12 protein-coding genes are annotated in these 14,173 nt (G+C 66.7%); 5 read left to right on the top strand and 7 right to left on the bottom strand.

What is annotated here, in order from left to right; genetic code table 11:
• Positions 1 to 341 precede the first annotated feature (341 nt).
• Entirely contained in the window at positions 342 to 548 is a 207-nt protein-coding gene (locus tag FIV09_RS15150; RefSeq protein WP_254702241.1) for a SlyX family protein, read from the bottom strand.
• Between the two features lie 94 nt (positions 549 to 642).
• On the opposite strand from FIV09_RS15150, the gene hisS reads away from it, so the two are divergent.
• From hisS to choX, 4 genes are all read left to right on the top strand, one after another.
• On the top strand, positions 643 to 2,127 hold the full coding sequence (gene hisS / locus FIV09_RS15145; protein WP_152452649.1) for a histidine--tRNA ligase: 1,485 nt from the start codon (positions 643 to 645) through the stop codon (positions 2,125 to 2,127).
• Entirely contained in the window at positions 2,124 to 3,218 is a 1,095-nt protein-coding gene (locus FIV09_RS15140) for an ATP phosphoribosyltransferase regulatory subunit (RefSeq protein ID WP_152451160.1), read from the top strand. Before hisS ends, FIV09_RS15140 begins: the two co-directional genes overlap by 4 nt.
• Entirely contained in the window at positions 3,215 to 3,907 is a 693-nt protein-coding gene (hisG, locus tag FIV09_RS15135; RefSeq protein WP_152451158.1) for an ATP phosphoribosyltransferase, read from the top strand. The genes FIV09_RS15140 and hisG overlap by 4 nt, the downstream gene beginning before the upstream one ends.
• A gap of 129 nt (positions 3,908 to 4,036) precedes the next feature.
• Positions 4,037 to 4,969, top strand: a complete 933-nt coding sequence (choX, locus tag FIV09_RS15130) for a choline ABC transporter substrate-binding protein (protein WP_152451156.1) — start codon at positions 4,037 to 4,039, stop codon at positions 4,967 to 4,969.
• A 169-nt stretch (positions 4,970 to 5,138) separates the two neighbouring features.
• Here the strand turns inward: choX and FIV09_RS15125 are convergent, their stop codons facing one another.
• From FIV09_RS15125 to FIV09_RS15115, 3 genes are all read right to left on the bottom strand, one after another.
• Positions 5,139 to 5,987 (bottom strand): class I SAM-dependent methyltransferase, encoded by an 849-nt coding sequence (locus tag FIV09_RS15125; RefSeq protein ID WP_152451154.1) that lies wholly within the window; start codon positions 5,985 to 5,987, stop codon positions 5,139 to 5,141.
• On the bottom strand, positions 5,984 to 6,841 hold the full coding sequence (yghU, locus tag FIV09_RS15120) for a glutathione-dependent disulfide-bond oxidoreductase (protein ID WP_152451152.1): 858 nt from the start codon (positions 6,839 to 6,841) through the stop codon (positions 5,984 to 5,986). Before yghU ends, FIV09_RS15125 begins: the two co-directional genes overlap by 4 nt.
• Positions 6,842 to 7,100: 259 nt before the next feature.
• A complete protein-coding gene (locus FIV09_RS15115; RefSeq protein WP_152451150.1) occupies positions 7,101 to 7,535 on the bottom strand; it encodes a DUF1489 family protein in 435 nt (144 codons plus the stop codon).
• A gap of 135 nt (positions 7,536 to 7,670) precedes the next feature.
• On the opposite strand from FIV09_RS15115, the gene FIV09_RS15110 reads away from it, so the two are divergent.
• Positions 7,671 to 9,956 (top strand): adenosylcobalamin-dependent ribonucleoside-diphosphate reductase, encoded by a 2,286-nt coding sequence (locus tag FIV09_RS15110; RefSeq protein WP_152451148.1) that lies wholly within the window; start codon positions 7,671 to 7,673, stop codon positions 9,954 to 9,956.
• Between the two features lie 114 nt (positions 9,957 to 10,070).
• Here FIV09_RS15110 and FIV09_RS15105 read toward each other — a convergent pair whose 3' ends face one another.
• From FIV09_RS15105 to FIV09_RS15095, 3 genes are all read right to left on the bottom strand, one after another.
• The gene (locus FIV09_RS15105; protein WP_152451146.1) at positions 10,071 to 11,267 is read right to left on the bottom strand and encodes a winged helix-turn-helix domain-containing protein; all 1,197 of its coding nucleotides are present in this window, start codon (positions 11,265 to 11,267) and stop codon (positions 10,071 to 10,073) included.
• Positions 11,268 to 11,416: 149 nt separating this feature from the next.
• Positions 11,417 to 12,961 carry a gamma-glutamyltransferase gene (locus tag FIV09_RS15100; protein WP_254702240.1) on the bottom strand — a complete coding sequence of 515 codons (1,545 nt, stop codon included), beginning with the start codon at positions 12,959 to 12,961 and terminating at the stop codon, positions 11,417 to 11,419.
• A 23-nt stretch (positions 12,962 to 12,984) separates the two neighbouring features.
• The gene (locus FIV09_RS15095) at positions 12,985 to 14,124 is read right to left on the bottom strand and encodes a M20/M25/M40 family metallo-hydrolase (protein WP_152451142.1); all 1,140 of its coding nucleotides are present in this window, start codon (positions 14,122 to 14,124) and stop codon (positions 12,985 to 12,987) included.
• Positions 14,125 to 14,173 lie beyond the last annotated feature (49 nt).

The raw sequence follows: 14,173 nt of genomic DNA, 5'->3' as shown, positions 1-14,173 counted from the left end.
TACCGCGGGCACATGTCTGGCCGTCTGATCCTGTGAGGATCAGTCGGCGTGACGGGGCGCTGCCCCGAACCCCGGCGGTTTTCGGGAAAGGTGAAGAGGGGCGAGGCGGCCTGCGCGTCACCCGCGCGCCCGGGCCTGCCTGCGGGACCCGCCCGGGTGGCAAAGGAGGGCTCGGACAGGGCCAGACGCGGCACCCGGACCTTCGGTAGGGTCGGGGTGTCTTCCGGCCAATGCTGCGCTTCAGGTGACATGCAAATGCATCAGGGATGCAGCGCAACGTCCAACCCGCTCGAAGGGAGCGTGGTCAGGCCGGAAGTCATCCAGGTCTTTGCATGGCGACTTCAGTAATGCGGGGGCCGTTCATCCGCATAGAGATGCGCGCCGGAATTGTCGGCCTCTCGCGTAGCCTCGCGCTGCATCAGCCGGGCCACCTGCGCGGTCAGCGTGTCGATGGTGCGGTCCTGCCGGGCGACGACGTCGGACAGGTCGTCGATCTGGGCGATGAGATGGGCGAGGCGTTCCTCGATCCGGTCGATCTGGTCGGTCATGATCACTCCGTGGCTTGGGTTGCTTGCCCCCGACATGCAGAGGGGCTAGGGAATGCCGCGCGGAAACACCCCCTGTCAGCCCGAGGCTTACACCATGGCCAAAGTGAAGAAACAGCCCCGTCCGAAGGCGGAGACGCCGAAAGGCTTCCGGGATTACTTCGGCGCCGAGGTGACCGAGCGGCAGGCCATGCTCGCCCGGATTGCCGAAGTCTACCACATGTACGGCTTCGATGCGCTGGAAAGCGCGGGCGTGGAGACCGTCGAGGCGCTGGGCAAGTTCCTTCCGGACGTCGACCGGCCCAATGCGGGCGTCTTCGCCTGGCAGGAAGGCGAAGAAGACGGCAAGGGCGATTGGCTCGCCCTGCGCTATGACCTGACCGCGCCGCTCGCCCGGGTCTACGCGCAGCACCGCAACGACCTTCCGACGCCGTACCGGCGCTACGCGATGGGGCCTGTTTGGCGCAACGAAAAGCCCGGCCCGGGCCGCTACCGGCAGTTCTATCAATGCGATGCGGATACGGTGGGCGCGCCTTCGGTCGCCGCTGATGCCGAGATCTGCGCCATGCTGTGTGACGCGCTGGAGGGGGTTGGCATTCCGCGCGGCGATTACGTGGTGCGGATCAACAATCGCAAGGTGCTGAACGGGGTGCTGGAGGCGATGGGTGTGGCGGAGGACGCCACCCGCGACGCCGTGCTGCGCACCATCGACAAGTTCGACAAGGTCGGCGAAGCGGGCGTGCGCGAGCTTCTGGGCAAGGGCCGTCTCGACGCGTCGGGCGCCTATATCGACGGTGTCGGGCTGGAGCCCGCGCAAGCCGAGCCGGTCATCGCCTTCCTGACCTCCCGTGGGGCGAGCGCGGAGGAGACGCTGGCGAACCTGCGCGGTGCCGTGGGCGAAAGCCCCGTCGGCGCCGAGGGCGTGCAGGAGCTGTCGCAGATCGCGGATCTGCTCGCCGCCCAGGGCTACGGCCCGGACCGCATCATCATCGATCCGTCCGTCGTGCGGGGCTTGGGCTACTACACCGGGCCCGTCTTCGAGGCGGAGCTTACCTTCGAGATCCTCGACGAGAAGGGCCGCAAGCGGCAATTCGGCTCGGTTGCGGGCGGCGGACGTTATGACGATCTGGTCAAGCGCTTCACCGGGCAGGCCGTGCCGGCAACGGGCGTCTCCATCGGGGTCGACCGGCTGCTCGCCGCGCTCCGCGAGAAGGGCCGCCTTGGCAGCGAGGCTGCGGGACCGGTCGTCGTGACCGTCATGGACCGCGCCCGCATGGCCGATTACCAGGCGATGGTGGCGGAGCTGCGCGCGTCAGGCATCCGCGCCGAGGTCTATCTCGGCAATCCGAAGAATTTCGGCAACCAGCTCAAATATGCGGACAAGCGCGCCTCTCCGGTGGCGATCATCGCGGGTTCGGATGAATTCGATCAGGCCAAGGTGCAGATCAAGGATCTGATCCTCGGGGCCAAGATCGCCGAGACCGCCACGCTCGAGGAATGGCAGGAACGGCCGTCGCAATTCGAAGTGCCGCGGGCCGAGATGGTCGCCAAGGTGCAAGAGATCCTGGACAGTCAGCGATGAGCCAGGACGTCGCAGGGGCCGCGCGCGACCGGGCCATGGCGCTCAGGGACGGGTTCGCCGCTGCCCGCGGCGCGGCTGTCATCGACTGCGCCATCCTGCAACCGGCCGAGACGCTGCTCGACCTTTACGGCGAGGATATCCGCGCGCGCGCCTATGTCACCCAGGACCCCGTACGGGGCGAGCAAATGCTGCGGCCCGATTTCACCGTGCCCGTCGTGCAGATGCATATGGCGGGTGGGGCGGAACCTGCGCGTTACACCTATGCCGGCGAGGTCTTCCGACGCCAGGAGGACCACCCCGAACGCGCATCGGAATACCAGCAGGTGGGCTACGAGGTCTTCGATCGGGCCGATCCCGAGGCCGCCGATGCGGAAGTGTTCGTCGCGATTGCCGAGGCGCTGGGCGATATCCCCGTGCGCGCGGTCACGGGCGATATCGGCATCCTGACCGCGGCCGTGGCGGGCCTGCGCACCTCCGAGGCACGCCGCGCCGCCCTGATGCGGCATATCTGGCGGCCCCGGCGCTTCCGGGCGCTCTTGAACCGTTACGCGGGCCGGACGCCCGTATCCGATGCGCGTGCCGCCCTTCTGGCCGCGGCAGATCCGATGGAGGGGGCGGGCCCGCTGATCGGGCTTCGGGGCGAGGCCGAGATCGCAGCCCGGATCGAGACGCTGCGGGCGGACGCCAAGGAGCCGCCGCTCTCCAAGTCCGAGCTCGGGATGATCGACGAATTGCTGTCGGTCTCCGAGACGTGCCCCTTCGCGCTCGAGCATCTCAAGCATATCGCGATGGATGCGCCGGAATTGCGCGCCGCGGTCGCCCGGTTCGAACGGCGCTGCGAAGCCCTCTCGGCGCGGGGCGTGGATGTGGACGCGCTCGGGTTCGAGGCCTCCTACGGGCGCACCTCGATGGAATATTACGACGGCTTCGTCTTCGGATTCGCGTCGGAGACACGGGTCGATCTGCCGCCTCTGGCCACCGGCGGGCGCTATGATGCGCTGACCGCCCGGCTGGGTGCCGGCCGGTCAATTCCGGCCGTGGGCGGCGTGATCCGGCCCGACCTGACCCTGCTTCTGGAGGGCGTGGCATGAGCCTGAAACTGGGCGTGCCCTCCAAGGGCCGGTTGATGGAAAAGACGTTCGAGTGGTTCGGCGCGCGCGGCATCACGCTGAGCCGGACAGGCTCCGAGCGGGAATATGCGGGTGCTGTCGAGGGCATCGACGGCGTGCAGCTGGTTCTTCTGTCTGCGGGCGAGATCCCGCGCGAACTGGCGGCGGGCCGCATTCATCTTGGCGTCACGGGCACCGATCTCGTCCGCGAAAAGCTGGTGCAGTGGGACCAGAAGGTCGAACCGCTGGCCGAGCTGGGATTCGGTCATGCGGACCTGATCCTGGCCGTGCCGCAGGCCTGGGTGGATGTCGAGACGCTGGACGATCTGGATGCGGCCGCGGCGGCCTTCCGGGCGCGGCATGGCTTCCGGCTGAGGATCGCCACCAAGTATCACCGGCTGGTGCGGGATCACCTGCGCGACGGCGGTGTCGCGGATTACGCGCTGGTCGACAGCCAGGGGGCGACCGAAGGCACGGTGAAGAACCTGACCGCCGAAGCCATCGCCGATATCACCTCGACGGGTGAGACGCTGCGCGCCAATCATCTGAAGGTTCTGAGCGAAGAGCCGATCCTGAAAAGCCAGGCGACGCTGTTCCGCGCGCGCAAGGCGGATCTGACCGATCAGGACCGCGCGACGCTGGCCGAAATGATCGCGCTCCTCGATCTGTGATCGCCTCTTTTTTACGAGATATCAGTCGCTTGCAGCCATGCGCGTCGTGATGCCGGAAACCTCTTTGACTCGCGAGTCAAAACCCGCATGATCTGCGCCATGACGGCTAACCCCGAAATTTGGGAGAGTATGACCATGAAAACGACCCTCACCTCCATCCTTGCCTTGGGCCTTGCTGCTGGTGCGGCGCAGGCCCAGGAGGCTTGCTCGGAGCTGACCTTCGCGGATGTGGGCTGGACCGACATCACCGCCACCACCGCCGCGACCACTGTCGTGCTGGAGGCGCTGGGCTACGAGACCGAAACCAAGGTCCTGTCCGTGCCGGTGACCTACACCTCGATGGCCGATGGCGACATCGACATCTTCCTCGGCAACTGGATGCCGACGATGGAAAACGATATCGCCCCTTACCGCGAGGCAGGCACCGTCGAGACCGTGCGCGCGAACCTCGAAGGTGCGAAATACACGCTGGCGACGAATGCCGCCGGTGCCGCCCTCGGCATCGACAGCTTCGAGGCGATCGCCGCCAATGCCGATGCGCTGGACGAGACGATCTACGGCATCGAGCCCGGCAATGACGGCAACCGCCTGATCCTCGACATGATCGAAGCCGATGCCTTCGGCCTGTCGGAGTTCTCGATCCGCGAAAGCTCCGAACAGGGCATGCTGGCGCAAGTGGGCCGTCTGTCCGATCGCGACGAGCCGATCGTCTTCCTCGGCTGGGAACCGCATCCGATGAACGCCAATTTCGACCTGACCTATCTCGAAGGCGGCGACGACTGGTTCGGCCCGAACTTGGGTGGTGCGACGGTCTACACCAACACCCGCGCGGGTCTGGTCGAAGAGTGCCCGAATGTGGGCACGCTTCTGCAGAACCTCGAATTCACGCTGGCGATGGAAAACGAGATCATGGGCGCGATCCTGAATGACGGGACCGACCCGGACGAGGCCGCGACCGCCTGGATGTCGGCCAATACCGGTGTCGTCGAAGGCTGGCTCGACGGTGTCACGACCCTCGATGGCGGCGACGCGGTTGAGGCGGTGATGGGCGCGCTTCAGTAAGGCGGGCCATCGTGCGTTTGAGAAGGGCCGGTTCTTCGGGACCGGCCTTTTTCTTGTGGCGGGGGCGGAGCGAGGGGCCAGCCCCTCGCGCTCTCCGGAGGTATTTATGGTCCGGTCGTAACATCGGGTTGGCGCAAGGACCGCAGGTGGGACGCGCGGGTGGCGCGGATCAGCGCGTTGCCGTCACGAGATTGATGCGGGCGGGAAGGCGCAGCCCGTCGGCTGTCAGGTAGCTGCTCCAGCGCGTGCGCATGTCCGAAAGGATCGCATCCAGGTCCTCGCCTGTGCCCGACCGTTCGCGCATGATACCCGCGATGGGGCCAATGGCGGGCAGAAGCCGCAGCGCCGCGTCCCAGCCTTCGGGGTGGTGCAGGACGATATCCTCGGGCGCCACGTCTATGTTCTGAAAGCCCGCATCGGTTAGTAGTTGGCGCACGCGGTCCGGGTCTTGCAGCGCCATCGGACCCGGTGCGTCGGGATCGCCGGGCGCAGGCGCGCCGAGGCGCGCCACCGCGGCTTTGCGTGCGGTCGAGAACCACGGGTTGTGCTGGGCGGCGGCCCAGGTGGCCGCGACGAAGCGTCCGCCCGGGGTCAGGGCGCGGCGCAGATTGGCGAAGGCCGCGACCGGATCGTCGAAGAACATCACGCCGAAGCGCGACAGGATCACGTCATAGCGCGCCGCGAAGGGGTAGGTCTGCGCGTCCGCATGGTGAAAGCTCACGTGATCGAGTGCGGCGGCCTTGCGCGCGGCCTCGGCCACGGAAAGCAGCGGCTGAGAGATGTCTATGCCGTCCACATGCCCCGTCGCGCTCACTTCGCGCGCAGCCGAAAGGGTGGTCGCGCCGCCGCCGCAGCCCACGTCGAGCACCTTCGCGCCGACCGAGAGGTTCGCGCGCGCGATCAGCCGCGCGCGCACCACGTCATGCAGGATATCGAGGTCGCGATGATGCGCGACCCAGCGCCGTCCGGGATCCCCGCCCCAGAAATCCTGCTGGGCCGCGTTGGCCGTTTCGCTCACTCGGTGCCGATCTTGTCCTGCGTCCGGGTCTCGAAATCCGACGCGTCGTGACGTTCGTGGAGCTGCTCGTGCGGCTCGCCCATGGTGCGGTTGACCATGCGGCCCCGCCGTGCCGCCGGACGCTCTTCGATCGCGTCGGCCCAGCGAATGACGTTCTTGTATTCATGCACCGACAGAAACTTGCCCGCATTATAGGCCTGTCCCTGCACCATGCGGCCATACCAGGGCCAGATCGCCATGTCGGCAATGGAATACTCATTGCCCAGCATGAAGTCCTTGTCGGCAAGATGCTTGTCGAGCACGTCGAGCTGGCGCTTGGTCTCCATCGCGTAGCGGTTGATCGGATATTCCATCGGCTCCGGCGCGTAAGCGTAGAAATGCCCGAACCCGCCGCCGAGGAAGGGGGCCGATCCCATCTGCCACATCAGCCAGGACAGCAATTCCGGCCGGTCCTCCGGGCGCCCCATGAACGCGCCGAACTTCTCGGCCAGGTGCATCATGATCGCGACGGATTCGAAAACCCGGATCGGTGTGTCGCCGGAGCGATCCACGAGGGCGGGGATCTTCGAGTTCGGATTGACCTCGACGAAGCCAGAGCCGAACTGATCGCCATCGCCGATGCGTATGAGCCAGGCGTCATATTCGGCCTCGCTTATGCCCGCTTCCAGCAGCTCCTCGAACAACACCGTGACCTTCACGCCGTTGGGCGTGCCCATCGAGTAGAGCTGGAAGGGGTGCTTGCCGACCGGCAGCTCCTTGTCATGCGTGGCGCCTGCGATGGGGCGGTTCAGACTGCCCCAAGTGCCGCCATTCTCGGCATCCCAGGTCCAGACTTCAGGGGGCGTGTAGCTCATGGTGATCCTCGCGTCTCGAAAGCGTTGCGTTGTGGCAAACCTATGCGCTGGGGCCCGAAAGACCAGACGCGCCGGTGTTCCCCTGCGCACAGACCTCTGGCCATGGGCACACCGCGATCCCACCGCCCGCGTGTCCCAGGTCGACATGACAGGACCACGCCCTGTCACGACCGGACCGGAAATACCTCTCGGGGGAGCGCGAGGGGGCAGACGGCCCCCTCGCCCCGGTCCGGTCCGGGCGCGTCGCAGGGCAGATGGCTCAGAGCACGCCGATTTCGGCCAGCGCGCCCGCGAGCTCCGGCGGCAGATCATCGTCCTCGGCGCGCGCGGGCGCCAGATCGCCCGGCGCATCCTCGGGATCGAGATAGCGCCAGCCTTGAAACGGGCGCCGTGGTGCTGGGGCCACGCGCACCAATTCCGGGTCGAGCACCAGCGCGCAGCGGCGTATGCCGTCCTCGCGCGTGACCTCGTCGAGGCGCAGGATGCGTTGGCGGCACTGGATGAAGCCCTTGATGACCCAGTAGATCGAGCCGCCAGCGAGGATCTCCGCCTCCTTCTTGGGCCACATCCGGGTGACGTGACGGGGCAACCCATCAGCCCCCTTGGCGCGCGCGGAAGCCTGCCACCGGCTCAGCGTCTCGACGCTTTCGGTCCCGGCGCTCAGCTTCATCAGATGTGTGACGTCCTGCCCCATGATCCCCCCGGAAAAGCGCGGCAATTCGTGATGGCAAATGCCATCTCCTTGGCCTATATTGTGGTCCCTCCGCGACGGTCTTCAAACCCTTGTGGATAACCCCTGTCCTGCCGCAGCCGTGAGAGAATCATCACCATGAGCCGTTTCGCCGCCCCCATCGCCGAGCAGATCTGGGACATGAAATACCGCCTGAAGGAGGCGGACGACACCCCCATCGATACCGATGTGGAAGCGACCTGGCGTCGGATCGCGCGTTCCTTGGCCGAGGTCGAGGACGATCCCAAGACTTGGGAAGACCGGTTCTATGCCGCACTCGAGGATTTCCAGTACCTGCCCGCGGGTCGCATCACGGCGGGTGCGGGTACGGGCCGTTCGGTGACGCTCTTCAACTGCTTCGTCATGGGCACCATTCCCGATTCGATGGGTGGTATCTTCGACATGCTGAAGGAGGCCGCGCTGACCATGCAGCAGGGCGGGGGCATCGGCTACGATTTCTCCACGATCCGGCCCAAGGGCGCGCTGGTGGAAGGCGTGGCCGCCGATGCCTCGGGACCGCTGTCCTTCATGGATGTCTGGGACGCGATGTGCCGCACGATCATGTCCGCGGGCTCGCGCCGCGGCGCGATGATGGCGACGATGCGCTGCGATCATCCGGATATCGAGGATTTCATCTCCGCCAAGGCCGATTCTGCGCGCCTGCGCATGTTCAACCTTTCGGTTCTCGTCACCGATCCCTTCATGGAGGCGGTGAAGGCCGATGCGCACTGGGATCTGGAATTCGGCGGCAAGGTCTACCGCACGCTCAAGGCGCGCGACCTGTGGAACCGGATCATGCGGGCGACCTATGATTACGCCGAGCCGGGCGTGATCTTCATCGATCGGATCAACGAGGCCAACAACCTCAACTACGTCGAGACCATCGCGGCCACCAATCCCTGCGGCGAGCAGCCGCTGCCGCCTTATGGCGCCTGCCTTCTGGGATCGGTGAACCTCGCGCGGCTGGTGACGGATCCGTTCGAGGCAAATGCCGAGCTGGATCCCGAACGCCTCGACACCATCGTGGCGACCGCCATTCGCATGATGGACAACGTGGTCGACGCCTCGCGCTTCCCGCTCGAGGCGCAGCGGCAGGAAGCGCAGAACAAGCGCCGTATCGGCCTCGGCGTCACGGGGCTGGCCGATGCTCTCCTGATGCTGGGGCTGCGCTATGGCTCGGACGAGGCGGCGGCCCAGACCGAAGCCTGGCTGAAGCAGATCGCGCGGGCCTCCTATCTCGCCTCGGTGGAGCTTGCCAAGGAGAAGGGGCCGTTCCCGCTCTTCGATGCCGACGCCTATCTCGCCTCGGGCAACATGATGAACATGGATGAGGATGTGCGCGACGCGATCCGCGAACACGGCATCCGCAACGCGCTTCTGACCTCCATCGCGCCCACCGGCACCATTTCCCTTTACGCGGGCAACGTGTCCTCGGGGATCGAGCCCGTCTTCGCTTATTCCTACACCCGCAAGGTGCTGCAGAAGGACGGGACCCGCACGGAAGAGGAGGTCGTGGATTACGCCGTGAACCTCTACCGCGAGAAGTTCGGCACGAACGCCGAGCTGCCCGCCCATTTCGTCAACGCGCAGACGCTCAGCCCGCTCGATCACGTCAAGATGCAGGCGGCGGCGCAGAAATGGGTCGACAGCTCCATATCGAAGACGATCAACTGCCCCGAGGATATCAGCTTCGAGGACTTCAAGGACGTCTACATGCAGGCCTACGAGACGGGCTGCAAAGGCTGCACCACCTACCGTCCGAACGATGTGACGGGCTCGGTCCTGTCCGTGTCGGATTCCGAGCCGAAAAGCGCCGAGAAGCCGGTGCTCGTCTCCGAGGGCGACGGCAGCGCGGAAGTCGTCTACATGTCCGAACCGCTGGAGCGGCCGCAGACGCTGGAGGGTGCAACCTACAAGCTGAAATGGCCCGACAGCGAGCACGCGATCTATCTGACCATCAACGACACGGTGATCGGCGGACGCCGTCGCCCCTTCGAGGTGTTCATCAACTCCAAGAACATGGAGCATTTCGCCTGGACCGTGGCGCTCACGCGGATGATCTCGGCGGTGTTCCGCCGCGGGGGCGACGTGTCCTTCGTGGTTGAGGAACTCAAGGCCGTCTTCGATCCGCGTGGCGGGGCCTGGGTGAAGGGCAAATACATCCCCTCGATCCTCGCCGCGATCGGCGGGGTGATCGAACAGCATCTCATTGCCATCGGCTTCCTCGAAGGCGAAGGCATGGGCCTCAAATCCGACCCGCAGGCGGCGGTGGTCAATCTCGATGCGCCGCGCGGCAAGGCCTGCCCCTCCTGCGGCCAATACGAGATGCGCATGGTCGAGGGCTGCATGACCTGCGCCTCCTGCGGGCACAGCAAATGCGGATGACGCGGGGCGGGCAAGGCGCAACGCGTTGGTTCTGACACGGGTCTGAGCGGCGCGCGGGGTGGATCTGCTGCGCTGGCCCGCGCGCTTGCCCCCGTCACGCCGTAGCCCGGCGGATCAGCCGCGCAGCCAGCCCGGCGAATATCGGATCTCGTCCGTCCCGGCCAAATGCGCGACCCGGTCCAGCTCCGACATCAAGCCGGATGTGCGCGCCTTGCCCATCCGCACGCCACGCTCCGGCCAAAAGGCGCGCAGGACGAGCGCTTGGCCTGCGCGTTTGACGTCGAGCCTGCCGATCAGGCGGTCGCCCTGCAGGACGGGAAAGACGTAATATCCGTATTGGCGTTTCGCCTCGGGCACAAAGATCTCGATCCGGTAATGGAAGTCGAACAGACGCTCGGCCCGCGCGCGGTCGCGCAAGGCCGGATCGAAGGGTGACAGCAGCCGCACTCGTGTGCTCGGCGCGGGCAGGGTATGTACATGCTCCAGGAGCGCTTCCGTGGTGAAGCTGCGGCGCCGAGATCCATCGGCCATCTCGATATCCGCCTCGATGATGCGCCCGCAGCCAAGCGCCTCTGCGCACCAGGCCTGCGCCTCGCTTCGGGTCACGATGTCGAAAAAGGCCGCCAGCTCCCCGCTGGTGCCGAAGCCCAGCCGCGCGAGAGCCTCCGACATGGCCCAATCGACGATCTCCGCATCGTCCATGCGGCGCGCGCGGTAATCTTCGGGGATGACCCGTTCCGCGAGATCGTAGAACTTCCGAAATCCGCGGCGATGGCACACGGCCAGCCGTCCGGAGCGCCACAGGAATTCCAGCGCGGTCTTCGACGGATGCCAGTCCCACCAACCCGAGGAGGCGCGTTTCTCAACGTCGCCGACATCGAGCGAGCAGGCCGCGCCGTGATTGTCGATATGCTTCAGGACCGCGTCGATCTCCGCCTCCCATCCCGGACGGCGCGCATCCGACCACCGGGCCCGCATCCGCGCCTCATCCCGGGCGAATTTCAGCCGCCAGACGGGGTAGAACGGCATCGGGATCACCGCCGCATCATGTGTCCAGTGTTCGAAGGCGGAACGATGCCGCGCGACCGCTTTTTCGAGCGCGGCGGGCCTGTATTGTCCGCGCCGCGACCACAGGATCAGGTCATGGGCGCGCGCCAGCGTATTGACGCTGTCGAGCTGCACGAAGCCGAGGCTGTGCAGCACCCCGTCCAGATCCTTGTCCCGGCCGGACCCGGAACCCGGCCGCAACAGCATGTGAAGATCGAGGAACAGATGACGGGCGCGGGTATTGTCCAGAAAGGGTCGGGTCATCCGGTCACGCTATCACCAATGTCGCCGTGTGTGGGCCAAAGACTGCCGGGCGGGGTGGCGACAGCGCGAAAATCCCTGCGTGACAGCGGGGGCAATGCGCCTCTCGGACAGCGCTGCCGCTCCTCCGAACGCGACGGAGAGACCTTGCATTACCGCGCAGGCTCCGCAACAGCATCGGCCCAGGGGGCCATGACCTCGGATGTACCAGCCTGGCGCCCGTCCCGCGTCGAGACGGCGGACGGGATCGCAAACGGGTAGGGCAGGACCGACCGGCGCACGGTCGAGGTGGGCGCAACTGCGCGCAGGGCCTCGATCACCGCGTCCGGCAGCGCGTCATCGGCCACGATCCGCTCCGGGCCGGAGACGTCGATGCGGGGCGTGGCGAAGGCCGCCCCGAGGTCCATGCCGAAATCGGCGAAGAGCGCGGCAAGCTGGGCCACGGCGGAGACGATCTTGCGCCCGCCCGCCGCCCCGAAGGCCACGCGCATGCCGCCCGCATGGCCAAGGGCCGGGCAGATATTCATGAGGCAGGGCGCACCCGGTTGCAGCGAATTGGGGCGCCCCTGCACCGGATCGAACCACATGATCCCGTTGTTCAAGAGCAGCCCCGTCGAGGGCGAGACAACCCGCGCGCCGAAGACCGACAGCAAGGTCTGGGTATGGGCGACCATGTTGCCCTCCCGGTCCACGACGGAGAAATGCGTCGTCGATCCCGGTGCTGCGTGAATTTCGCCGTCGTGCCCCATGTTTGTCAGGCGATCCCGGTAGGCCGAAAGAAGTGCGCGCGCATGGGCGGGACGCGCCTCATCCAGCGTGGAGGGCGCAACGTCCGACAGATGCGCCAGCGCATGGGCGAAGGTCGGCCCGGCTGTCAGACCGGGCAGCACCTCGAACCGGGCATCGCGGTAGTCTACCCTAAGCGGGGTCTCGAAGCGCGGTGTCGCGGCGGCCAGATCCTCACGGCTGAGGTAGCCGCCCTTGGCCGCGACATCAGCGGCGAGTGCGGCCCCCAGATCGCCCCCGTGCAAGGCCCCGGCACCCTCGCGCGCGAGGATGTCGAGGCTGTCGGCCATGCGCGATTGATCGATCCGGTCAGAGCCTTGCGCCGTCCAGGAAAAGGACCGCGGGAACCTGTCCTCGACCAGGAATTGCGCTGCGGCATCCGGGTCTTGCGCCAGATCGCGCGCGGCGCTTGCGATGATGAGGGCGGCGAACCAATCGACCTCCATGCCGCGCCGCGCATGGGTGATGGCGGGCTGCAAAAGCTCTGCCCAGGGCATGCGCCCCCATCTTTCATGCGCCGCTTCAAGCCCGGCCACCACGCACGGAACCGCAACCGCCCGCGCGCCCTGCACGTTGCGATCCTCCACCACGCGCTCCCACGGGAAGAGATCACCCGCGAGCCCGTCGCCCGAGAGCGGGAAGTCCGCGACGTCCAGCGCCGCAGGGGCCGACATTCCGAAATTCAGCGCATGCGCTGTGCTGGTATCGGCGCGCCAATGCATCGCCCCGCCACCGCCCGCGGGTCCCGACATCCACGGCTCGAGCACGCCGCAGACAAAGGAACAGGCCACCGCCGCATCGACCGCATCGCCGCCTGCGGCCAGCACGTTGGCGCCCGCTTCAGCGGCCTGACGGTGCTGTGCGGCGACGACGCCGCGATCGGTCTCGACCACGTGTTTCGTGATTTCCATCGACCGCGACAGCGCCTCCGACATCAGGTGCCCAACCGCGTGAAGAGCCCCGCGGCCAAGCGCGCGCGTTCAACGAGGCTGTCGACCTCGATATGCTCCGTCAGCGTGTGCAGCCCCTTGCCGCGCACCCCGATGGAATCGAGCGTCGGCAGGCCCAGAAAGCCGGTGAAATTCCCGTCAGACCCGCCGCCCGCGGATTGGCCGGTCATCTGGAAGCCGATCTCACCGGCGATGTCGTTCGCCAGATCCAGCATCGCCATGGTACCGGGCTGATCCGGCTCCCAGACGGGGCGGGTGACGCCGCGCCGAACCTCCATGATGACGTCGCCGCTGTCGTCGTTCAGCGCGAGCATCTTCTCGACGCCTTCATCGAGCAGCTCCTGCGTCTTGGCCATGCTCAGCACCTCGGCGTCGCAGACGCTGGAGACGCAATTCACCCATTGCCCGGCATGGATAACCCCGAGCGAGAAGGTGCAATCCTCGGTCGTCATGCCCTCGATGATCGCCACATGGCGCGCCATCTCGGCAATGGCGGAGCGTCCGTCCGCCAGCGCCCAACCCGCATGGCTGGGGCGCCCGCGGGTTTGCAGGTTGAACCGGGCAATGGCGTAGCGCCCGATCACCGCACCGCCATCGGGACGCGCCGGTTCCGGCACGAGGATGAACCGGTGGCGCTTGGCCTCCGCCTCGATCAGCGCGCGGGTCGAGGGCGTGCCGATCTCCTCATCGGGGGTGAAGAGCACCGTGACCGGCAGCGACGTGTCGATCCCGGCGGCCAGCAATTTGCGCAGCGCGTCGAGATAGACGTAATTGCCGCCCTTCATGTCCATCAGGCCCGGCCCGGTGCAGATCGCGCCCTCGCGCTTGAAGGGAAGGGTCTTCAGGGTGCCCAGCGGATGCACGGTGTCCATATGCCCCAAAAGCAGGATGCCGCCTTCGCCCGCGCGGGGATGGGGCATGGTCGCGCGAACGCTGTCGCCGAGCCCCATGCGCCCCGGGATACGCTCCACGCGCGCGCCCAGCGCCGCCATCTCGTGCTGCACGAGGTCCATCATCCGGTTCACTGCCGCCGCATCGAAGGTCGGGCTTTCGGTTTCGATCCAGGGACGCAGGCCGTCCAGCATTTCGTCGGTGTCAAACGGCAGGTCGAGTGGGGCGGTCATCGGAATGGCTCCTTGGCGCCGCGCCCTTTCGGGCGACGGCGTTGGGCAA

This window comes from Roseivivax sp. THAF197b, from assembly GCF_009363255.1.
Lineage (GTDB): Bacteria > Pseudomonadota > Alphaproteobacteria > Rhodobacterales > Rhodobacteraceae > Roseivivax.
Note: the sequence above shows the minus strand (reverse complement) of the source record. Positions and strands in the feature narration are given on the sequence as shown.